Source organism: Yinghuangia seranimata, assembly GCF_029953285.1.
In the GTDB taxonomy this organism is placed as follows: domain Bacteria; phylum Actinomycetota; class Actinomycetes; order Streptomycetales; family Streptomycetaceae; genus Yinghuangia; species Yinghuangia seranimata.
Genome location: NZ_JASAOI010000048.1, coordinates 59,091 through 79,688 on the forward strand (window position 1 = coordinate 59,091; position 20,598 = coordinate 79,688).

Sequence of the window (20,598 nt, forward strand, 5' to 3'; positions counted from 1 at the left end):
CAACTCACGCCGACCGGTTGTCGCCGACTACGTGCCGAGGGCGTAGCCGAAGTACGTCACCAGGGGGGCGCCCTTGGTTTCGAAGTCGACCAGGGGCGGGATCTGTTCGTCGGTGATGCGGCCCTTGACGCGGCTGCGGGTGGCGGTGACGAGTTTCAGGGGGCTGCGGGGCTTGAAGCCGCGGACGTCGCCTGGGGTCAGGCCGTGGGTGGTGAACAACGCGGCGAGTTCGGTCGGGGGGCGGAGGCGGGCGGCGGAGTAGCGGGTCGGGGGCATGATCCGGGTGGCGCGGAAGCGTTGGAAGGCGCCCAGGTAGATCAGTTTGGCGAGCCAGGTGCGGTTGACCGTGTCGTAGGTCAGGACGCCGCCGGGGGCGAGGACGCGGGCGGCTTCGGCGATCACGCGGGCTGGATTCTCGGTGACTTCGAGGGTGTCGGCCAGGTGCACCAAGCCGAAGGCGTCTGGTTCGAGGGGGAGTTCCTCGGCGGTCGCGACGGTGTGGGTGACCGTCGTGGCGCGGGATTTGCTTGCGGTTGCGGCCAGTTCGACTGCCGCGGGTGAGGGGTCGACGGCGGTGGTTTCGAAGCCGAGGCCGGCCAGTGAGTCGGCGAGGGGGCCGTGGCCGTTGCCGACGACGAGGGCGTTGCGGCCCGACGGGGCGATGTCGAGGCGGGTGAGGAGCTCGCGCAGGTAGGCGAGTCTGACGTCCTGGAAGGCGAGGGCCCGGATGTGGCGGCCGTCGATCGCGTGCGGGTCGGTGGTGTCGAGTTCGATGCGCGGTGTCGCGGCCATGACGGAGTCCCCTCTCCACGGTTCCCTCGGGGAACTTAACATGGAGAGGTTCCCTCAGGGAACTCAAGGGTGGGTCAGCGGAGGCCCGCCGCCTTCGCGAGGCGGTCGGCTTCGGAGGTGCCGAGGCGGGGGCGTTCGCCGGAGCGTTCGTACAAGGTCATGGCCGACCCGCCCGGGAGCATCGCGACGCCGGCGAAGCGGCCGTCGCCGGCGAACAGGACGGTGCGCGGCTCGGTGCTCGGGTCCGGGCCGTCCGGTTCGAGTGCGGACACCGGGACGCGGGTGAAGAGCGACCCGGCGTCCTGCCCCTGGCCGTCGAGGAGGACCATCCGCCGCGAGGTGTACGGACGGGGTTCGCGGTCCATGCGGATGGCGACCTCCTCGAACGGGTAGTGCCGCAGGACCCGCCGCATCCGCGCGTACGGCCGGTTCTCGGCCCCGATGAACATCCACGCGCCCGCCACGACGAGCACCTCGCCGATGAGGTACCGCGGTTCCGCCAGCACCGCGGCGAGCACCACGAAGGCCGCGCCGATCGCGCCCCACAGGATGAACCGCTTGCGCAGCATGAGGCGTTGCGGTGTCTCGACGATGCGGCGGACCTCCGCGTCGTCCCATGCCACGGCACCGACGGGGCGCGATGCGGACGCCGAACCCATGTCTCCTCCTGACGGCGCGACGTGCGGCGCGACCTGACGACGGACCCTAGCCGAGCACGTTGGCGATGTTGGCGACGACGCTGCCCTCCGGCGGAGGCGGTACCGCCGCTTCCGCTTTCAGCCCAGGGCCGAACACGGTGGTGTACGCCGCGTATTCGAGCAGCCCTCGGTAGAAGTCCCCCGCCTCCAGGCACGTCGTGCTCAGCGACCACAGCGCCGCGTACTCGTCGTCCGGGTGCGGTATCGCTATCTGGATCTGCCGGAGCGAGACCAGCCCCTCCTTGTCGACGAGCGACGCGGGTGTGCCCGGCACCGGCTCGACCTTCAGCACGCCGTCGGCGATCACCGCGGTGCCCTCCGCGACGTCGAGTTCGTCGGCCTCGCCGAGCCGGGCGTCGAAGATCCGCCCGATGCCGCGCAGGACCAACTCCCCCGGCACGCCGGTGGGTACCGCCGTCAGCGTCACCGACGCCGTGGCCAGCGTGCCGTCGTCCAGCGTGTGGACGCCGACCGCCAGGTAGCTGCCGTTCGCGTTGCGGACCTCCTCGATCGCGAGCATCGCGGCGTACGCCTGGTCGGCCCACGCCGCGCGCTCGTGCATCTCGAGGTCGCGCCCCATGTCGATGACGACGGCCGCGAACTCCTCGAAGTCCATGTCGATGTCGATGCTCAGGAAGCCCGGCAGCGCGCCGAAGGCGACGCCTTCCCACGGGGCGTTCCTGAGCTCATCCGCCGTCACCTCGACGGGGATCGTCGGCCGCACCGCGGCTTCCGTCGGCGCTTCCATGTGCACCTCCACTCCGGCTCCGAGGTCAGCCGACACGGAGGACGTTCTTGATGATCGCGTACGCGCTGCCCGCGCCGGCCGCGGCCGTGCCGCCGTCGACGGCAGCCTTCGCGTCGCCGGGGATCAGGCTCGGCATGCCCAGGTCGTTGAGCACGTCGTGGCCGGAGGACACGACGCCGATGCCGCCCGTGACCTTGCCGAACACGCTCGGCGTGCCCTTCAGCAGCGGGGTCATGCGGGTCGGCACCTTGGCCAGGTTGGTGCCGAACGTCGACGCCGCGGTCCCGGCCTTGCCGAGGGCGCCGAGCGCGGCGGGCGCGTGGACGCCTGCCTTGACCGCGCCGCTCGCGGCACGCGCCAGCGGGCCGGCCATCGGGATCATGCCGATCGCGTCGCCCGCAAGCGTCGCGATCGCGCCCGGATCACCGCTGAACGCGGCCTTCCGCGTGGCCGGGTCCATCAGGTGGGCGCCGAGCGCGCCGGCGCTGAGGGCACCCGCGAGGAGAACGGTGCCGACACCGGCCGTCGACACGGTCAGCGCGACGAGCGCCACACCGGCCGCCGCCCAGGCCAGGACGTCGCCGATGTGCTTCCAGTCGGCCATCCAGTGGACCGCGGAGCCGAGCGCGTCGCCGACCTTGGACCAGAAGCTCTTGTGCGGCTTGGACGGCGCGATGTTGTCGGCCGTGTCGAGCTTCGCGGACACCGACTTGGCGTCGTCCTCGTGCCGCGTCTCGAGCTCGTGCGCGCGCCGGACGACCGAGTCGTACTCGTCCTTCGCGGCCTTGACGTCCTGGTCCGCCTGCGCGACCGCCGCCTGCGCGTTGTTGTACCGGGTCTGCAGGTTGCTCAGCTCGGCGTCGGTGTTCGCCTTGGTGCCGGCCAGCGCCAGGTCCGGGTTGCCGCGGGCGTCGGCCGACGCGTGCCCGGCCTTGTCGAGCTTGTCCTTTGCGGTCTTCGCCTCGCCGTCCAGCTTCGTCGCGTCGGACTGGAAGCCGGTCAGGTCGCCCTTCCAGCCGGACAGGGCCGTGATGGCCTGGCCTATGGACTCACGCGCCTTGTCGAGCTTGCCCGGCAGCTTGTCGGACAGCTGGCCGCGGAACTTGGTCGCCGCGTCGCCCTGCCACATCTGGCTGTCGGCCGCGGCCACGCCGCGCACGGTGGTGCCCGCGTCCTCGAGCGCCTTCTGCGCCTTGGTGAGCACATCGACCATGTGCCCGATGGTGTCGACGTTCCCGCGCGCGGGGTTGAACCCGAGGTTCGGATAGTTGGACGGTGCCATGCTTCGAACTCCCCGTGGTGGTTGTCGCTACTGGCCCGGCATCGGGAACAGCGTGGCGAGCGTCTTATCGGTCTCGGAGTACGCCTTCACCACTTCCTCGAGGCCCTTGAGGGTGTCCTCGATGTCCTTGTGGATCTGGTCGAGCCCGTACTGCCAGTGCTTGTAGAAGTCGTTGCAGGTGTCGTCGAGCTTCTTCGTCCCGACGTTGTCCGCACCGCCGGTGGAGTGCATGGCCTCCAGGCCCTCGCGCATGTCGTTCTCTGCGGTGTGCAGTTTGTTGATCATGCCCCGCAGCGTTTCCACATCGACGCGAAACGACGGACTTCCCATGTGGCTTCACCCCCGTGAGCTGCCATTTGTCGGTCTCAGGGACCCGGGGAGGGGTCCGAAGTCCGGCAGCCTACAGCGCGCCGGGCCCAGCGGTCGGGTTGGTGCGCGTCCCGGCCACCGGGCCCGGCTGTCCGCCGAGCGGTCCGGTCAGGGCGCCGTGACGACCCTGGCGGTGACGGTGGACGCGCTGCCGCGGGCCGGCGGCGGTGCGATCCACAACTGGTACTCACCCGTGGTGGAGAGCGTCCTGCCGTTGAGGACCGACGTCGGGTCCCAGTTGCTGTAGCTGGTGACCGACGTGACGTACTGGCCCTTGGGGTCGCGCAGTTCGAACGTCGTCCCCCACGGCCCGGACGCGCTCAGGCTGACCTTCTGGCCGGCGTTCGCGGTGAACGACACCGCCGCCTGGCGGCCGCCGGCCGCGACGTTCAGCGTCGTGCCCGCCCCGTCCACCGCGATGGTGGCGGCGTCGCGGCTGCCGTAGAGCTGGACGGTGGAGGCCGGGTTGTCGTTGAACTGCGGATCGGCTTCCAGGACGTAGGTTCCGGGTTCGGCGAGCGTGCGCGGGCTGATCAGCATGTTGCGGTTGCTGTCCCACTCGGTGGCGGTGAGGATCGTGTCGCCGCGCGGGCCGTAGAGCGTCCAGTGGCGGTAGAGGCCGCTGTTCGCCGCCGCGTAGAACAGCTGGTTCGCGTTCGGGGACTGGAAGGTGACGCGGGTGCGCTGCCCCCACTTCGTCCCGGTGGCCGTGGCCGCGGGCCCGTCGATCGTCGCCGCGGCCGTGGGGATGTCGCTGAGGACGCGGAACAGCGACGTGTCGGTCTGCCGCGCGTCGAGCCGCGCCTTCACGGTGTACGTGCCGGTCGTGCCGAGCTGAGTGCGGTCGAAAAGCGCCACGCGGCCCGACGACGTCTCGGTGTCCCAGCGCAGCGACTTGCCGGACGGGTCGAACAGCTCGTAGTAGCTGACGCCCGGCGCCTGTCCGGCGAAGTAGACGTTCTGGCCCGCGGTGCCCTGGAAGGTGACCTGGGTGTGCTGGCCCCACTTGACGGTGACCGGCACGGCGGGGTCGCCGTCGACGGTGGCGTCGAAGGTCGGGACGTCCGACAGCACGCGCACGGTCGCGGCTGTCGTGGCCGAGTTCCCGCGCGGCATCACCTCGACGTAGTACGTGCCGCCCTTGGCGGTGTACTCGTTGCCGCCGAACATGTGGCGTCGCGCGTCCGATTCGGCGTAGTCGGTGGCGACGACGTTGCCGGACGGCTCGTGCAGGTACACGGTCGCGTACTCCGGCACCGACCCGGCCACGTAGAACCGCTGCCCGGGCGTCGTGTCGAAGGTGAACCAGTTGTGCTGCGCCGTGTACAGCGTCGACGCGGTCCCCGGGTCGCCCTCGACGGTGACCCGGGTGGACGCGTCGGGGACGAGGGCGGCGTTCCAGCCCCCGGTCAGGACGTCGGCCGCGGCCGTCGCCGAGTCGTTGACCAGGTCGACGCGGGCCACCACGAGGGTGAACACCGTGCCGGGGTCCGCGACCCGTGTGGTGGCGTCGCCGTTGGCGTCGAAGGAGACCATCTCCTCCATGCCCGGGTAGACGTTGCCGCCAGAGCCGTTCCGCTTCCACGTGAGCAGCTTGTAGCGCAGCTTCGGGTCGGGGTTCACATGCACCTTGACGATGCCGCGGTCGTCGGGCGCGTTCAGCACGCCCTGCGGCGCGATGTCCGCGTAGAACGCGCCGCCGGGCTGCAGCTGGAACGTCTGGTCGCCGGTGGACGTCGGTTTGCCGTCGTGCCAGCCGAGTTCGTGGAGGCGGCGGGACGGCCGGGCGGCGCCGTACGAGTCGCCCGCGGTCGGGAACTTCAGGGTGTCTTGGAGGACCTCGCGCCACAGCGTTCCGGCCTGCGGATCGTTGTAGCCCGGCAGCGGGACGTAGCTTCCCGTCGTCGGCGACAGCACCGATCCGGCGTACGAGAGACGGTAGTTGGCGACGGCGAAGTCGGCCATGACTGCGGAGGCGTCGGCCTTCAGCTGGGCGAAGGTGAGCATGATCGCGCTCATCGCCGTGTTGTCGCCGGACGCGTAGTTCTCCCAGCTGCGGCGCACGAACGTCGAGTCGACGCGCTCGCTCAGGTAGGTCGCGAACGGGTTCGCCGAGTACTGGCGGGGTTGCCCGAGCCTGTCCCACGCGTTGACCGCGCGCTCGGGGGCGCCGAAGAACTGGTCGGCGTTGCGCGCGTAGTAGGTGTCCTCACCGGGTTCTCCGTAGTAGCCCGGGTCGGTGTCGTAGCTCTTGCGGGTCGCCCACTCGGCCGTGGCCTCCATCCACCAGTTGGTCGAGGCGACCTCCTGGAGGATGCTCGCGTTCGGGATGTAGTGGTACTGGAAGGCGTGGAAGACCTCGTGCCGCGGCAGGTAGTTGTACTGCGTCTTGGGCGTGGTGCGTCCGGTGCGGAAGTCGGACGGCATCATGATGACCGGGTTGCCCTTGCCCTCGCCGATGCTGTCGAAGGGCCACGTGAGCGCCGCGCCCTCTTTCTCCACGGCGCGTGAGCCGATGTAGATGGGCATGCCGTCGCTGGTCAGCGAGATCTGGTAGCCCATCTTGCGGTAGGCGGAGAACGCCGACGTCGCACCCTCGACCAGCTGGAGGATGCCGTCCGGGGTGTCGGAGGCCCGGGTGAACACGCCGGGGATCCTCCAGGGTTCGTACGCGGTCCCCGACGCGATGTTGTAGTAGATCCGGAAGTCCGCCGTGCGGTAGCGGCAGCTGTAGTGGTCGAGCAGGAACGTCACGTCCAGGCCGCACTCGTTGTTCGGGTCGTCCGGCAGCGCCGCGGAACCCGTCGCGACGGACGCGGACTTCGCGGCGGCGGCGGGCTTGGCCGCACCGCCCTTGTCGCCGGCGAACACCGACGCCAGCCAGTCACGGGTCTGCGGGCTCGCCGCGGCGGCGTGCTGGGACAGGAACACCTGGTAGGCGGCGGACAGTTCGCCCAGCGGCCGGTCCGCCTTGAAGCGGTCCGGCAACGCGGGGTCGCCGATGAGCCACTGGGTGCCGTAGCGGACGAGTTCGTCGTCGCTGACGGCGTGCGCCTTCCAGGCCGCGACGACCTTGTCGGCCGTGCCGAAGTCGGGTGCGGCGGAAGGGGACTTGCCGGGTGGTGCGCCCGCGGACGGCACAGCGGCCGACGCGGTGTACGCCGGTCCGGTGAGGAGGACCATCGCGGCGATCGCGGTGGCGATGCGTTTCATGAGAGCCTCTCGTACGACGCGGCCGATGATCACGGCCGGGCCGCAGTGTGGCTCCGTGAACCTCCCCAAAGACCCTGCCCGACCTGGTGTTTCGCGTCCTGTCGGCGTGTCGTGCGGGACACCGGTCGAAGCGGTACCGCGCGGCCCGGGTCAGTGTGCCGAGCGGGACTGGCCTCGGGCGTGGGCGTGCGGGGATACTGCCGCGGCCGGACCCGTCAGGCGTCCACGACGCGCAGCGCCAGCCACAGGTCGTGGCGCAGCGGCGGGTTCGTGCGCAGGTCGGCGCCGAACCGCCGCGACAGCCGGCACAAGCGCTTGCGCAGTCCCGCGACCGAGATGCCGAGCGCGGTCGCGGTCGGCCCGATGCGAGTGTCGTGTGCGAGCCAGGCGCGCAGCGTCCGCGCCTCGGCGCCCGCCGGCGCGTCGAGCACGCCGCACAGCGTCTCGACCGCCCACGCCCGGGCGGCGGGCGCGCTCAGGACGGAGTCGAGTGCCACGAAAGGCGGTTCGTTGCGGTCGGGGCGCGCATCACGGGCGGCGTCGGAGGCGTCGTCGGCGTCACGGGTGTCGGGCGGAAGCGCGTCGAAGCCGAGGGCCAGCGACGCGACCGCCTGCCCGGCGACCGTCGTGAGGTCCACGTCCAACAGCGCGCCGACCAGCCGCAGGCGCGCGGTCAGGGTGTTGCGGTGCACGTAGAGGCGGCGCGGCGCTTCGGCGCCGTACGCGAGCCAGGTCCGCACCGTGACGGTCAGGTCCTCGCCGCACGGGTCCTGGGCACGCGCGGGCTCGTGTGCGGCCAGCGGCCGGAGGAACGCGTCGGCCCAGCCTCGGCCGATGGCGCCGATCGCCCAGGCCGGACCGGCGTCGGGGGCCAGCACGGCGCACCGGCACGGGGCACGCCGGGCGGCCGGGAGCGCCTCGTCGCGTACCCGCTCGTACCCGAACGCGGTGTGCCGCAGCGGCTGCGGCGGGCCGACCCCGACCACCACGTGCGGGTCGACGGCGGCCAGTTCGCCGGAGAGTTCCTCGCCGTGCTCGGCGGGCGCCACGACCAGTACGTGCCGCTCGGACTCGAGGCAGCGGGCGACCCACACGAGCCCGCCGCCGACCCCGTCGCCGGCCTTCGCGCAGTCCGCGGCGACCCGGTCGCGCCCGGCGGGGTCGGTGTCGACCACCAACACGCGTGCGGGTTCCGGTAGTCGGTCGCCGAGCCGGGCGGCGACCCGCTGCGCCGTGGCGAGTTGCCCGGACAGCACGAGGGTCACCACGCCCTCGCGCAGGCTGAACGCCGACTCGGCGAGCCGCAGCCGGGCGGCCTCGTGCCGCTCGCGCCCGTGCGAGAACGCGACCAGCCACACCGCGTCGGCCAGGAACCTGACGAGTCCCGGCGGCAGCGGGTACGGGCCGACGGCGCCGAGCACCAGGTCGTCGCGTTCGAACGGGACGAGCGTCCAGTACGCCTCCCCGACCCGGTGCACGACGGGCCGCACGGTCGCGAACACCGAGGCCGCGGGCGGGGCCGGGTCGGGGCGGGGCCCGTCCCCGCACACCACCCGCCCGGCGCGGTCGAACAGCAGGACGGGGCAACCGGCGTGCCGTCCGAGCCGGCCGAGCACGCACGCCGTGGTCAGCCGTCCGCCGCCGACCATGCGGTGCAGTTCGACAAGGTCCGCACCGTGGTCGTCGCGCCCCCACCGCCCCGTCGCCACGTCCGCGCCTCCCCCGTCAGCTCCGCGATCACGTCCCCGAGGGCATGATGCAGGACGGCGCGCGGCGCGGAACTCGGCCCGAGGCATGATCCACCCGGGCCGCGCGCCTCCCACCTGGGGACGAGACGCGCGGCCCGGGTCGGCCGTGGCGACGAGGTCGCGGGGGTCAGTCCTTGCGCGCGAACTCCTCGGCGGCCTGGGCGCGGAGCTCGAACTTCATGACCTTGCCGGTGGGGTTGCGCGGGAACTCGGTGACGATCTCGACGTAGCGCGGCACCTTGTAGTTCGCCATCTCCTTGCGGCAGTAGTCGACGATCTCCTCGGGCGTGACAGTCGCGCCGGCGCGGAGCAGGAGGTAGGCCTTGCCGACCTCGCCCATGCGGGCGTCGGGGACGCCGATGACGGCGGCCTCGGAGACCGCCGGGTGGGCGGCGAGGACGGACTCGATCTCGGCGGGGTAGGCGTTGAAGCCGCCGACGATGTACATGTCCTTGATGCGGTCGGTGATGCGCAGGTTGCCCTGTTCGTCGAGGATGCCGACGTCGCCGGTGTGCAGCCAGCCGTCCGCGTCGACGGCCTTGGCGGTCTCCTCGGCGTCCTCGAAGTAGCCCTTCATCACGTTGTATCCGCGCACCCACACCTCGCCGGGGTCGCCGGGCGCGGTGGGCTTGCCGGACTCGTCGACGGTGACCAGCTCGACGCCGTCGATGGCCCGCCCGGAGGTGGCCGCGATGATCTCCGCGGGGTCGCCCTGGCGGCACATGCTGACGGTGCCGCACGACTCGGTCAGGCCGTACGCGGTGAGCACGGTGTCGAAGCCGAGCTCGGTGCTCATCCGGTTGACCAGCGACAGCGGTACGGACGCGGCGCCGGTGACGGCGAGCCGCAGCGAGGACAGGTCGTACTTGCCGCGCGTCCCGGAGTCGAGCAGCGAGGTGTAGATGGTCGGCGCGCCCGGCAGGACGGACACCTTCTCGGCCTGGATGAGCGCGAGCGTCGCGTCGACGTCGAAGACCGCCTGGGGGATCATTGTCGCGCCGGTGATCAGGCTGGCGAGGATGCCGGCCTTGTAGCCGAAGGTGTGGAAGAACGGGTTGACGATGAGGTAGCGGTCGCCTTCGGCGAGGCCCACGGTGTCCGCCCAGGTGCGGAAGACCCGCAGCGACTGGCCGTGCGTGGTCATGACGCCCTTGGGGCGCCCGGTGGTGCCGGAGGTGAAGATGATGTCGCCGGTGTCGTCGGCGCCGACGGACGCGGCGCGGGCGTCGACCGCCTCGGCCGGCACGGACTCACCCGCGGCCAGGAAGTCGGCCCACGTGGTGCACGTCTCGGGCGCGCCGTCGGCGAGGACGACCGTGGTGGTCAGGTCGGGGAGCGCGGCGAAGGGCTGGCCAGGGCTGCCCTCTCCCGCGGACGAGCGCAGCATCGCGACGTACGAGGCGCCGAGGAAGGTGCCGGAGACGAAGAGCAGCTTGGCACGTGTCTTCTCCAGCACGTACTGCGCTTCGGCGCCCTTGTAGCGGGTGTTCATCGGGACGATGACGCCGCCCGCGGTGAGCGCGCCGAGCGCGGCGGTGAGCCAGTCGCGCGAGTTCGGCGCCCAGACGGCGACCCGGTCGCCCTTCTCCAGGCCCGCGGCGATGGCGGCCGCGGCGGCGGCGCGCACACGGTCGCGCAGCTCGGCGAACGTGATGCGCACACCGCCGTCCACGACGGCCTCGCGGTCACCGAAGCGCTCGGCCGCGCTGTCGACGAGAGCGGGGATGCTGCCCCACTCGAGATCACCCTGCATGATCGCTCCTGAGAGGTCCGACGGAGGCCGCCAGTGCCGTTGCTAGTCTGACCTGACGGTACGTCAGATTAGGTCGGCGAGGGAAGCTGCCGACCAGGAGATCGAGACCACGCCCGGAGCACGCCAGGCCACGGGACCGACAGACGGAGGATGGGCAGCATGCGCACGTTCGAGACGCTCGGGTACGAACAGGCCGACGGCGTCGCCTGGGTGACCCTGAACCGGCCCGACCGCCACAACGCCTTCGACCTCGTGATGATCGAGGAGCTGCACACGCTGTGGCGTGACCTGCGGCACGACGACGACGTGCGTGTGATCGTCCTCACCGGGGCCGGCGACAAGGCGTTCTGCACCGGCATCGACCGGTCCGTGGACATCCCGCAGCCGTCGTCGCCGTACATGATGGACGACCCGATGCTGAAGATCGGGCCGAAGTACTCCGACCTGTGGAAGCCGGTCATCGTCGCGGTCAACGGCATGGCCTGCGGCGGCGCGTTCTACCTGCTCGGCGAGTGCGAGTTCATCATCGCGAGCGAGGACGCGACGTTCTTCGACCCGCACACCACGTACGGCATGGTGTCCGGCTTCGAGTCGATGCACCTCGCGCAGCGCATGCCACTGGGCGAGGTCATGCGGCTCACGCTGCTGGGCAACGCCGAGCGGATGAGCGCCAAGCGGGCGTACGAGACCGGGCTGGTCTCGCAGGTCGTGCCGGCCGACGAGCTGCGCGAGACGGCGCGCTGGGCGGCCGAGGCGATCGCGTCGTACCCGCCGCACGGCGTCGAGGGCTCGGTCCGCTCCATCTGGGCGGCCCGCGACATGACGCGCGCGCAGGCCCTCACGATGGCCCCCCACATGATCACGCTCGGCAACCTGGACTGGTCCGAGCAGGCCGGGCTGTTCCAGCAGCGCAGCAAGGAGTACCGGGTCCGCTGACCCTCACGGACGGGTGGACCGCCGCGGGACGGGTGGGGCTAGCCCCACCCCTAACGGGGCGGTCGCACCATGTCGGGACACCCCCTCGGAGCGGTTGACTCGTGGTGCCGGGAAAACCCCGGCTCCGAACCGCCAACGACGTCCGCGGACGACAAGGGGTGTCTCCCGTGACCGCTCTCTCGCAGCTCACGTCGGCCGGCCTGGTCCTGCCCGTCGCCTTCGTGCTGGCCGTCGCCGCCCTGCTCGAACTGCGCAACGCCGCCCGGCGCGGGGAGACCCGTCGCGTGGGCGCGGGCGCGCGACGCTGACCCGACCGAACCCCCACCACGACCCCCGCCGCGCCGGACCGGGAACGGGACCCCACACCCCGCCCCCGGGTCCGGTGCGGCGGGCCCATGACGAGGAGAACCCCGGACGGGACGCCCGGGGTTCTCCTTTGTCGTTCGCGGTTGTCGCCTGGCGGCTGCGTTCCGCCGTCAGAACGCCGGTGTCAGCGGTGCCGGGGCGTCGCCCAGCAGGTCCGCCGCCACGCGGGCGCGGTGGTGGCCCGCGTCGCCCCAGGCCGCGCCGAGCGCCCACGCGCGCTTCATGAACAGCTGGAGGTCGTGCTCCTCGGTGTAGCCGATCGCGCCGTGCACCTGGAGGGCGTTGCGCGCCGCGAGGTCGGCGGCCTCGCCGGCGTAGATCTTCGCCATCGACACGTCGCGCGCCGCCGACGGCAGGTCGCGGGCGAGCGAGTACGCGGCGCGCATCACGACCGGCCGGGCGAACTCCAGCTTGATCAGCACGTTTGCCAGGTGGTGCTGCACCGACTGGTGGGTGCCGATCAGGACGCCGCGCTGCACGCGCTGCTTGGCGTACTCGACGGCCATGTCCAGCATGCGGCGGGTCAGGCCGAGCAGCAGCGCCGCCGCGCCCAGCGCGCCGCGGTCCGCCGCGCGGGCCAGCGCCGCCGCGGCGGCCGGTCCGGAGGCGACCAGCGTCTCGGGGGCCGGGGTGAAGGCGACCGCCGACAGCTTGCGGCTGCGGTCGACGGAGCGCTGCGCGGTGAGCGTGCAGTCCGCCGGGTTCACGACGTGGATCTCGCCGTCCTCGGTGCCGATCACCAGCACGTCGGCGGCCGCGGCCTCGATCGCGAACGGCTGCCCGGGCAGCAGCACGGAGGCCACCGCATCGCCCGCGGCGATCCGCTCCAGCCAGCCCGCGTCGGGCGCGAACTCGGCGAGCAGGCCCGCCGCGACAGCGGACTCCAGCAGCGGCTCGGGCAGCGCGGCGTAGCCGGCCGACTCCAGGACCGCGGACAGCTCCTCGTCGGTGAGCCCGAGCCCGTCCTGCTCCTCCGGGACGACCAGGCCGGTCACGCCGATCTTGGCGAGCTCGCCCCAGCGCGCGGACACCGCGCTGTCGGCCGCCCACGCCGCGCGCAGCTGCTCGGTGGTGCAGTTCGCATCGAGGAAGTCGCGGACCGTCTCGCGGAACAGCTGCTGGTCCTCGGTGAATGCCAGACGCATCGTCAGATTCCTTTGCTCGCTAGGGCCGTGTGCTTACTTGGCCCGGGGCAGGCCGAGGATGCGCTCCGCGATGGTGTTGCGCTGGATCTCGTTGGTGCCGGCGTAGATGGGGCCGCCGAGGGCGAACAGGAAGCCGTCCAGCCAGCGCGCGCCGTCGACGGCGTCGGGCGAGCCCTCGTCGAGTTCGCCGTAGCCGCCGAGCAGCTTGAGCGCGGTGGCGTGCAGCTCGACGTCCATCTGCGACCAGAAGACCTTGTTGATGGACGAGTCGGCGCCGATCTGGCCGCCGTCCAGCAGCTTGGTGACGGTGCCGAACGTGAACAGTCGGTACGCCTCGGCGTCCATCCACGCCTGGACGGCCGCGTCGCGCAGCACCTGGTCGCCGTTGCCGCGCTCCTTGTACAGCTCGAGGAGGCGGTCGGCGGGGGCCAGGAAGCGGCCGGGGCTGCGCAGGTTGAGGCCGCGCTCGCTGCCGGTGGTGGCGATCATGATCTTCCAGCCCTCGCCGGGGCCGCCCAGCACGTCGGCGTCGGGCACGAAGACGTCGTCGAGGAAGACCTCGGCGAAGCCCGGCTCGCCGTCCAGCTGCGGGATCGGGCGGACCGTGACGCCCGCGGACGCCAGGTCGACCATGAAGTAGGTGAGGCCGTGGTGCCGCTTCGACTCGGGGTCGGTGCGGAACAGGCCGAACAGGCGGTGCCCGTAGGTGCCGCGCGAGCTCCAGATCTTCTGGCCGTTGAGCACCCAGCCGCCGCGCTCGTCGTCGCGGTCGGCGCGCGAGCGCACGTTGGCGAGGTCGGAGCCGGCCTCAGGCTCGGACCAGCCCTGCACCCAGATCTCCTCGCCGGAGGCCATCTTGGGCAGGTAGCGGTCCTGCTGCTCCTTGCTGCCGAACTCGAAGACGGTCGGCGCGAAGAGGAAGATGCCGTTCTGGCTGACCCGTCCGGGCGCGCCCGCGCGGTAGTACTCCTCCTCGAAGATCAGCCACTCGGTGAGGCCGGCCTCGCGGCCGCCGTACGCCTTGGGCCAGGAGACGACCGCCCAGCGGGCGTCGAAGAGCTTCTTCTCCCACTCCTGGTGGAGCCGGAAGCCCTCCTCGGTGTCCATGGACGGCAGCGGGGTCGCGGGAACGTTGGCGGCCAGCCAGGAGCGGACCTCCTGCCGGAACTCCTGCTCCTTCGGTGAGAACTCCAGATCCACCGGGACACTCCTCACACTGCTCACGTCTTCGGCGTTCCGCCGGGCGCGGGTAGCATATAACTGACGGACCGTCAGGTTAGCGGTTCAGGCGCGGTTCAGGGGATGTCCGTTAAATCACTCTGGGAGTTCTGATGCCCGAGGCATACATCGTCGAGGCGGTCCGTACGCCGGTCGGCCGCAAGAAGGGCTCCCTCGCGGGCGTCCACCCCGCCGACCTGGGCGCGCACGTGCTCACGGCGCTCGTCGAGCGGTCCGGCATCGACCCCGACGTCGTCGAGGACGTGGTCTTCGGCTGCGTCGACGCGATCGGCCCGCAGGCCGGCGACATCGCCCGCACCGCGTGGCTCGCGGCCGGCTACTCCGAGGCCGTGCCGGGCGTCACCATCGACCGGCAGTGCGGCTCGTCGCAGCAGGCCATCCACTTCGCGGCGCAGGCCGTGATGTCCGGCACGTCCGATGTGATCGTCGCCGGCGGCGTGCAGAACATGAACCAGATCCCGATCTCGGCGGCCATGACCTCCGCCAAGCAGTTCGGCTTCGAGGACCCGTTCTCCGGCTCCAAGGGCTGGGTCGCGCGGTACGGGAACGAGCCCGTGGACCAGTTCTACGGCGCCGAGCTGATCGCCAAGCGCTGGGGCATCGCGCGCCGCGAGATGGAGGAGTTCGCGCTCGCCTCGCACGAGCGCGCGCTGCACGCGATCGACAACGGGTACTTCGAGAAGGAGATCGCCCCGATCGACGTCGACGGGACGCTGGTCACCACCGACGAGCCCCCGCGCCGCGGCACCACGCTCGAGAAGATGGCGGAGCTCAACGTCCTCATGGAGGGCGGCTCGATGACCGCCGCCGTGGCGTCGCAGATCTCCGACGGCGCGGCAGCGCTCCTCGTGGTCTCCGAGCGCGCGCTCGAGCAGTACGGGCTGACCCCCCGCGCGCGCATCCACCACCTCAGCGTGCGCGGCGCGTCCCCGATCGAGATGCTGTCGGCGCCGATCCCGGCCACGCAGTACGCGTTCGCCAAGACCGGCCTCAGCATCGACGACATCGACGCCGTCGAGATCAACGAGGCCTTCGCCCCGGTCGTGCTGTCCTGGATGAAGGACATCAAGGCCGACCACGCCAAGGTCAACCCCAACGGCGGCGCGATCGCCCTCGGCCACCCGCTGGGCGCCACCGGCGCGCGCCTCATGACCACGCTCCTGCACCACCTCGAGCGCACCGGCGGCCGCTACGGCCTCCAGACCATGTGCGAGGGCGGCGGCCAGGCCAACGTCACGATCATCGAGCGTCTGGGCTGACGCCGCGCGTCCGCGTACTGACGCACAGTCAGCACGCGGCACCGGTACGAGCGATCGACCGCCGCGTCCCCGCCCGGGGCGCGGCGGTCGCGTTTCCGCGACGGTGTCACCGTGAGGGGATCACCGCTCCGGTGCCGGCGTCGGCGGCGAGCTTGCGCAGGGCGGTGTCCGAGGGCGAACCCGGTTCCGCCGCGAGCAGGTCGAGGCCGCTGTACTCGGAGTCGCCGGGCAGCATGACGAGTTCGCCGTACAGCTCCAGGACGCCCACGACCGGATGGTGCAGGCGGTAGACGCGGTCCCGGACCCGCGAGACGGGATACGCCGCCCACATCGCGGCGAACTCGGGGCTCGCCGCGGCAACGCGGGCGATGTGCGCGTCGATCCGCGGGTCGCCTCGGAAGTGCGCGCTCAGCACCCTCAGGTGGGCGACGTGCTCGAGCGCGGCCGTCTCCCACCCGTCGCCGTGCAGCGTGCGCAGCCCGTGGTCGCCGAAGAGCAGATCGGTGATCGTCCGGGCCTCCGCCGGCATCGCCCCGAAGTCCGTGAACACCGCGGCGGCCAGCGGGTTCCACCCGATGATCTCGGTGAACCGCCCCACGAGCAGCGCCGCCGTCGTGTCGAACGAGGCGAGCAGGTTCCGCAACCCGGGCCGCACCGGCGCCACCCCACCGGCACACGGAGCGGCGGGATGCGCGACGTGGTGCAGATAGGCCCGCTCGTCGTCGTCCAGCCGCAACGCCGTGGCGATCGCGTCCAACACGTCGGCGGACACGCTGTCCGGCCGCCCCTGCTCCAACCGCGTGTAATGCGCCGCACTCACCCCAGCGGCCTGCGCCAGTTCCTCCCGCCGCAACCCGGCAACCCGCCGACGCCCGCCGTAGTCCCGCAGCCCCACATCGGCGGGGCGCAACCGCGCACGACGGGACTTGAGAAACTCACTCAACTCGCTCCGGGCGTCCATGCGAGGACCCTACGTCGGCCCCGAACCCCCGACGAGCACCCCCGCCCGACGGCAAGGCCGACGCCGCGAGCCTGTGGACGAGGGGAAGGCACAGCGGCCAAAGGCCGCGGTGCGGATGCGGCACCCGCGCGGCGCAGGCGCAGGGGCGGCGCAGTCGCCGGGCAGCGAGTCGGACGCAGTACGCACGCGCCTCCACCGCCCCGCACTTCGCCCGATCTCGCGCTCCCGTCACCCCGCCCCGCTGCGCCGTCTGTCCCGCCGGTCTGGCTCGTCGGCAGGTGATCACGCCGCGCACTCACCTGCCGGGGCAGCACCACACCCATGCGCCAACACTCGCAGCGCGGGCGCAGGCGCGGGCGCGGGCGCGGGCGAGGTGTGCATTCGCGGCGCAGGGCGGACGCGCGGCCGCCGACCCCGACTTCGCCCGCCGCCCACACACCACACCGATCTCGCGCTCCCGTCATCCCGCCCCGCCGCGCCGCCTGTCCCGTCGGCCCGGCTCGTCGGCCACGGCGCGCTCCCGGGTCGGGCTCCACCGCACCCGGTCTCCCCCACCGCGGCCCTGCCCTGCTGGTCGGGCTGTCCTGCGGGTGGGCTCCCCGGAGGGTGATCACGGTGTGCGTACTCACGGGTCGGGGCTGGGTCCGTTCCGCGTGGGAGCCCAGGGTTGGGGTGGGCCCGGGAGACGGGTGCCGCTCCCGCCTCTCGTTCGGAGACACGCCATGCCGCACGCCGCACGCTTTCGACCTGGATGGGCGCTCGCTCTGCTCGGGCTCGCGAGTCTGGTCACGGCGATCGACTTCACGATCGTGTACGTCGCGCTGCCGGAGATCGCCACCGACGTCGGGTTCTCCGACCACGGGCTGCAGTGGGTGGTCAGCGGTTACGCCGTGGTCTACGGCGGGTTGCTGTTGCTCGGCGGGCGTCTGGCCGATGTGGCCGGGCGGCGGCGGATGTTCGTGGTCGGGATGGGGCTGTACGGGGTCGGCTCGCTGCTCGGTGGGTTGGCGGCCGCTCCCGGGGCGCTCGTTGCGGCGCGGGCGGTGCAGGGGGCCGGTGGGGCCGTGCTGTTCCCGGCCACGTTGTCGTTGGTGAGCACGCTGTTCGAGGAGGGGCCGCAGCGGACCCGGGCCATGGCGGTGTGGGCGGTCGCCGGGGCCGGCGGGCTGAGTGTCGGGGCGCTGCTCGGCGGGGTGCTGACCAGTGCGTTCGGCTGGCAGGCGGTGTTCTTCGTCAACGTGCCGCTGGTCGCGGTAGCGGGGGCCGCCGCGTTCGTGCTGCTGCCGGCCGACGTGTCGGCCCGCGACACCGGCGGGTTCGACCTGCCGGGCGCGGTCACCGGTACCGCCGGGCTGACGCTGCTGGTGTTCGTCATCGCGCAGGGCCCCGAGTGGGGGTGGGGCGACGCCCGGCTGCTGGGTGCGGCGGTGGCGGCGGTCGCGCTGCTGGCCGGGTTCGGCGCGGTGGAGTCGCGGACCGCGCGTCCGCTGCTGCCGCTGCGGATGCTGCGCAACCGCGCGCTGACCGCGGCGTCCGGCGTGATCATGGTGTTCGGCCTGACGGTGCAGGCGGTGCCGTTCTTCCTCACGCTCTACTTCCAGCAGGAGATGGGCTTTTCGGCGCTGCGCACCGGTGTCGCGTTCCTCGGTCCGACGCTCGCGCTGACGCTCGGCAACATGGCCGGTGAGCGGCTCGTCGCCCGGCTCGGGGTCCGCCGCACGCTGCTCCTCGGCTTCGGCCTCGCGGCGGTCGGCACCGCGCTGTTGGCCGCGGTCATGAGCGGCGACGTCCGGTACGCCGAACTGCTGCCCGGCACCGCGGCGTTCGGGCTCGGCGGCGGCATGGTGTTCACCACCATGTGGATCGCGGCCGGAGCCGGTGTGCCCGCCGAGGAGCAGGGCATCGCGTCCGGACTGGCCTCCACCGCACTGCAGTTCGGCGCCGGGGCCGGGCTCGCCCTCCTCGTCCCGCTCGACGGCGTACGGCCCGCGCTGTGGCTGATCGCCGCCGGAACCCTGCTGGGCGTCGCCGCCGCGCTCGCCCTGCCGCGCGACGCCCGTTCGAGCGGGCACGCCGCGGCCGCCGCGAGCGCCTGACTCCCTTACGCCCAATGGCCGTCGCACCCTCACGGTGCGGCGGCCGTCGGGCGTTCGCCCATGGTGGCGGCGCGCATCCTAACCCCGCCCCCCGGGGTCTCCGCTGGAAAACAAGGGATTTCACCCTTTCGGTCAAACGCCCTGCGTAGCTTCCCGGTTACCGATGTCACGCAGGAAGGGGAGCCTCGGCGTGCCAGGGATCGACGAGTGCCTCTACGAAGCCATGGCCCTGCCCGGAGCCCGCGGGGCCAGCGTGGTGGAGTGGATCAGCGGGCTCGCGTTGGGCGCGGTCGGCGACTCGCCGAACGACGACCACGAGGCGACCGCCGCCGAGACCGCCGAACTGGCGCGCCTGGCCGTCGAGTACGCCGCGTTCGCACCGGCCGGGGTGCCGGTCGAGGACGTGATCGTCACGAGCGGCGCCGGATTCCACCTGCTGCGCTTCGTCGAGACCGGCTTCGACAGCTCGGTGTTCCTGCACCTGTGGCTCGACCGGGAGACCGGCAACCTCGCCCTCGCGCGGATCCGCCTGCGCGACCTCGCCGAGAGGCTGGCGCTGCGATGACGACGACCACCGAGTCCGCCCTGGACGCCATGACCACGACGGGCCCGCGGCCCGGACGGGAGCCGCGCGAACCACACGCACACCATCGCCCGTCGAGGCCCGCAAAGACGGCTGTCCTCGCGTCCCTTGACGGCCCGCCGTCCACCACGACCGCGAACGCCGCAACGCTCGTGCACCTCGCCGCCCAGCGGGCGACCGGGGCGCTGCTCGGCGACGCGGGGACCGTCTACCTCATGGACGGCGAGGTCGTGCACGCCGAGAGCCCGAACGCGCCGCCGCTCGACGTGCTGCTGGGGCCGTCGGTGCTCGCGCCCGCGCGCTGGCAGGAGGCCGTCGACTACGCGGGCGGGCACCACCAGGTCGCCCGCTACCTCGTCGACCACGCGGGCGTGGCGCCGGGCGAGTTGGAGATCTGCCACCTCGGCGCGCTGTTCGACGCCGCGTTCTTCGCGCTCGCGCCCGATGCGGGGCCGGCCCGGTTCCGGTACGGCGCGGCGCACTGGCTGGGGCCGATCCGCCCCGTCCCCGCGCGGCTGGTCGAGCGGGAGACCCGGCGGCGGCGCGCGCTGCTCGACCACGTGTGCCCGTGCCCGCCGTTGGACACCGCGCCGCTGTGCCGCAGCCGCGCGGCGAAGCCCCGCGCGGGCGGGCTGGCCCGGAGCAGGCGCGCCGTCCTGGACCTCGTCGACGGGGTCCGCACCGCCACCACGATCGCCCGGCTGTTGCGCCGTCCGGCCTTCCACGTGCTGGTCGACGTGCGGCGGCTCGCCGCCGCCGGGTACCTGGACGCGCCGCGCACCGCGCCTCCGGCCGCGCCCCCCGCGCTGCCGGCGTGGATCGCGGACGTGTCCGCCGACCCCGACCTCGCGCTGCTGCGCCGACTACGCGACGCCCTGGAGGCCCGCCTGTGACCGACCCGAGCTCCCCGGCTTCCTTCTCGTGCCCGAACACCCCGCCAACCGTGCCATGTGGCGCTCGCTGAGGAAGCGCGCCGAGAGGAGGAAGCCGATGTCGGCGGAACCCGAAGTCCTGGACGAACTACGCCGGTTGCGGGCCCGTGTGCCGCAGGTGACCGGTGCGGTGGCGGCCAGTACGGACGGCTTCGTCCTGGCCCAGGACACCACGGGCACCGAGGCGGAGGGCGTCGCGGCGCTGACCGCGGCGTCGCTCGCGGTCGCAGTACGTCTCGCGGACGCCACGGGCCGCGGCGAGTTCCGCGAACTGCTCGTGCGCGGCGAGGAGGGCTACGTCGCGACGTACTCGGCGGGCTCGTCCGCCGTGCTCACCGTCCTCGCCGAGTCGCGCATCAACGTCGGCCGCCTGCACATGGAGGCGCGCCAGTCCAGTGCCCGCATCGGGGACCTGGTCGACGGTGCGCACGGGTGACCGGATGACCAACACCGTACGCAGGATCCCCAGAAGAAGAGG

General features: G+C 72.4%; 18 protein-coding genes. 7 read left to right on the forward strand and 11 right to left on the reverse strand.

What is annotated here, in order from left to right; all coding sequences use genetic code 11:
* Positions 1-27 precede the first annotated feature (27 nt).
* The 8 genes from QI554_RS29440 to QI554_RS29475 all read right to left on the reverse strand — a co-directional run bounded on the left by QI554_RS29440 (position 28) and on the right by QI554_RS29475 (position 10,603).
* Positions 28-792: a class I SAM-dependent methyltransferase gene (locus QI554_RS29440; RefSeq protein ID WP_281474055.1), complete on the reverse strand. Its 765-nt coding sequence runs from the start codon at positions 790-792 to the stop codon at positions 28-30.
* A gap of 74 nt (positions 793-866) precedes the next feature.
* Entirely contained in the window at positions 867-1,451 is a 585-nt protein-coding gene (locus tag QI554_RS29445; RefSeq protein ID WP_281474056.1) for a hypothetical protein, read from the reverse strand.
* Positions 1,452-1,497: 46 nt separating this feature from the next.
* Positions 1,498-2,238, reverse strand: a complete 741-nt coding sequence (locus QI554_RS29450) for a hypothetical protein (RefSeq protein ID WP_281474059.1) — start codon at positions 2,236-2,238, stop codon at positions 1,498-1,500.
* A gap of 25 nt (positions 2,239-2,263) precedes the next feature.
* Complete coding sequence (locus tag QI554_RS29455) at positions 2,264-3,520, reverse strand: hypothetical protein (RefSeq protein WP_281474061.1); 1,257 nt, start codon at positions 3,518-3,520, stop codon at positions 2,264-2,266.
* Between the two features lie 27 nt (positions 3,521-3,547).
* On the reverse strand, positions 3,548-3,805 hold the full coding sequence (locus QI554_RS29460) for a hypothetical protein (protein WP_281474063.1): 258 nt from the start codon (positions 3,803-3,805) through the stop codon (positions 3,548-3,550).
* Positions 3,806-3,997: 192 nt separating this feature from the next.
* Positions 3,998-7,102 carry a hypothetical protein gene (locus tag QI554_RS29465; RefSeq protein WP_281474065.1) on the reverse strand — a complete coding sequence of 1,035 codons (3,105 nt, stop codon included), beginning with the start codon at positions 7,100-7,102 and terminating at the stop codon, positions 3,998-4,000.
* A 215-nt stretch (positions 7,103-7,317) separates the two neighbouring features.
* Positions 7,318-8,811 (reverse strand): helix-turn-helix domain-containing protein, encoded by a 1,494-nt coding sequence (locus QI554_RS29470; RefSeq protein WP_281474066.1) that lies wholly within the window; start codon positions 8,809-8,811, stop codon positions 7,318-7,320.
* Positions 8,812-8,977: 166 nt separating this feature from the next.
* Positions 8,978-10,603: a FadD3 family acyl-CoA ligase gene (locus QI554_RS29475; RefSeq protein ID WP_281474067.1), complete on the reverse strand. Its 1,626-nt coding sequence runs from the start codon at positions 10,601-10,603 to the stop codon at positions 8,978-8,980.
* Positions 10,604-10,762: 159 nt separating this feature from the next.
* Here QI554_RS29475 and QI554_RS29480 point away from each other — a divergent pair, with 159 nt between their 5' ends.
* Together QI554_RS29480 and QI554_RS29485 are read left to right on the forward strand one after the other, a co-directional pair.
* Positions 10,763-11,539, forward strand: coding sequence for an enoyl-CoA hydratase/isomerase family protein (locus QI554_RS29480; RefSeq protein WP_281474070.1), 777 nt, complete (start codon positions 10,763-10,765; stop codon positions 11,537-11,539).
* Positions 11,540-11,706: 167 nt separating this feature from the next.
* The gene (locus QI554_RS29485) at positions 11,707-11,847 is read left to right on the forward strand and encodes a hypothetical protein (RefSeq protein ID WP_281474072.1); all 141 of its coding nucleotides are present in this window, start codon (positions 11,707-11,709) and stop codon (positions 11,845-11,847) included.
* A 168-nt stretch (positions 11,848-12,015) separates the two neighbouring features.
* On the opposite strand, the gene QI554_RS29490 is transcribed toward QI554_RS29485, so the two are convergent.
* Complete coding sequence (locus tag QI554_RS29490; RefSeq protein ID WP_281474074.1) at positions 12,016-13,050, reverse strand: acyl-CoA dehydrogenase family protein; 1,035 nt, start codon at positions 13,048-13,050, stop codon at positions 12,016-12,018.
* Between the two features lie 33 nt (positions 13,051-13,083).
* Positions 13,084-14,250, reverse strand: coding sequence for an acyl-CoA dehydrogenase family protein (locus QI554_RS29495; RefSeq protein ID WP_281474076.1), 1,167 nt, complete (start codon positions 14,248-14,250; stop codon positions 13,084-13,086).
* Between the two features lie 131 nt (positions 14,251-14,381).
* Here QI554_RS29495 and QI554_RS29500 point away from each other — a divergent pair, with 131 nt between their 5' ends.
* On the forward strand, positions 14,382-15,548 hold the full coding sequence (locus QI554_RS29500) for an acetyl-CoA C-acetyltransferase (RefSeq protein WP_281474078.1): 1,167 nt from the start codon (positions 14,382-14,384) through the stop codon (positions 15,546-15,548).
* A 106-nt stretch (positions 15,549-15,654) separates the two neighbouring features.
* Here the strand turns inward: QI554_RS29500 and QI554_RS29505 are convergent, their stop codons facing one another.
* Positions 15,655-16,509 (reverse strand): helix-turn-helix transcriptional regulator, encoded by an 855-nt coding sequence (locus tag QI554_RS29505; protein ID WP_281474080.1) that lies wholly within the window; start codon positions 16,507-16,509, stop codon positions 15,655-15,657.
* Between the two features lie 722 nt (positions 16,510-17,231).
* On the opposite strand from QI554_RS29505, the gene QI554_RS29510 reads away from it, so the two are divergent.
* From QI554_RS29510 to QI554_RS29525, 4 genes are all read left to right on the forward strand, one after another.
* Positions 17,232-18,605 carry an MFS transporter gene (locus QI554_RS29510; protein ID WP_281474081.1) on the forward strand — a complete coding sequence of 458 codons (1,374 nt, stop codon included), beginning with the start codon at positions 17,232-17,234 and terminating at the stop codon, positions 18,603-18,605.
* Between the two features lie 190 nt (positions 18,606-18,795).
* Complete coding sequence (locus tag QI554_RS29515; protein ID WP_281474083.1) at positions 18,796-19,170, forward strand: hypothetical protein; 375 nt, start codon at positions 18,796-18,798, stop codon at positions 19,168-19,170.
* On the forward strand, positions 19,167-20,081 hold the full coding sequence (locus tag QI554_RS29520; RefSeq protein WP_281474086.1) for a transcriptional regulator: 915 nt from the start codon (positions 19,167-19,169) through the stop codon (positions 20,079-20,081). The genes QI554_RS29515 and QI554_RS29520 overlap by 4 nt, the downstream gene beginning before the upstream one ends.
* A 97-nt stretch (positions 20,082-20,178) precedes the next feature.
* On the forward strand, positions 20,179-20,556 hold the full coding sequence (locus tag QI554_RS29525; RefSeq protein ID WP_281474088.1) for a roadblock/LC7 domain-containing protein: 378 nt from the start codon (positions 20,179-20,181) through the stop codon (positions 20,554-20,556).
* Positions 20,557-20,598 lie beyond the last annotated feature (42 nt).

Bases quoted from the DNA above. Each gene is read 5' to 3' on its own strand.
- QI554_RS29440 (WP_281474055.1), bottom strand. From the start codon at position 792: ATGGCCGCGACACCGCGCATCGAACTCGACACCACCGACCCGCACGCG.
- QI554_RS29445 (WP_281474056.1), bottom strand. From the start codon at position 1,451: ATGGGTTCGGCGTCCGCATCGCGCCCCGTCGGTGCCGTGGCATGGGAC.
- QI554_RS29450 (WP_281474059.1), bottom strand. From the start codon at position 2,238: ATGGAAGCGCCGACGGAAGCCGCGGTGCGGCCGACGATCCCCGTCGAG.
- QI554_RS29455 (WP_281474061.1), bottom strand. From the start codon at position 3,520: ATGGCACCGTCCAACTATCCGAACCTCGGGTTCAACCCCGCGCGCGGG.
- QI554_RS29460 (WP_281474063.1), bottom strand. From the start codon at position 3,805: ATGATCAACAAACTGCACACCGCAGAGAACGACATGCGCGAGGGCCTG.
- QI554_RS29465 (WP_281474065.1), bottom strand. From the start codon at position 7,102: ATGAAACGCATCGCCACCGCGATCGCCGCGATGGTCCTCCTCACCGGA.
- QI554_RS29475 (WP_281474067.1), bottom strand. From the start codon at position 10,603: ATGCAGGGTGATCTCGAGTGGGGCAGCATCCCCGCTCTCGTCGACAGC.
- QI554_RS29480 (WP_281474070.1), top strand. From the start codon at position 10,763: ATGCGCACGTTCGAGACGCTCGGGTACGAACAGGCCGACGGCGTCGCC.
- QI554_RS29490 (WP_281474074.1), bottom strand. From the start codon at position 13,050: ATGCGTCTGGCATTCACCGAGGACCAGCAGCTGTTCCGCGAGACGGTC.
- QI554_RS29500 (WP_281474078.1), top strand. From the start codon at position 14,382: ATGCCCGAGGCATACATCGTCGAGGCGGTCCGTACGCCGGTCGGCCGC.
- QI554_RS29505 (WP_281474080.1), bottom strand. From the start codon at position 16,509: ATGGACGCCCGGAGCGAGTTGAGTGAGTTTCTCAAGTCCCGTCGTGCG.
- QI554_RS29510 (WP_281474081.1), top strand. From the start codon at position 17,232: ATGCCGCACGCCGCACGCTTTCGACCTGGATGGGCGCTCGCTCTGCTC.
- QI554_RS29520 (WP_281474086.1), top strand. From the start codon at position 19,167: ATGACGACGACCACCGAGTCCGCCCTGGACGCCATGACCACGACGGGC.
- QI554_RS29525 (WP_281474088.1), top strand. From the start codon at position 20,179: ATGTCGGCGGAACCCGAAGTCCTGGACGAACTACGCCGGTTGCGGGCC.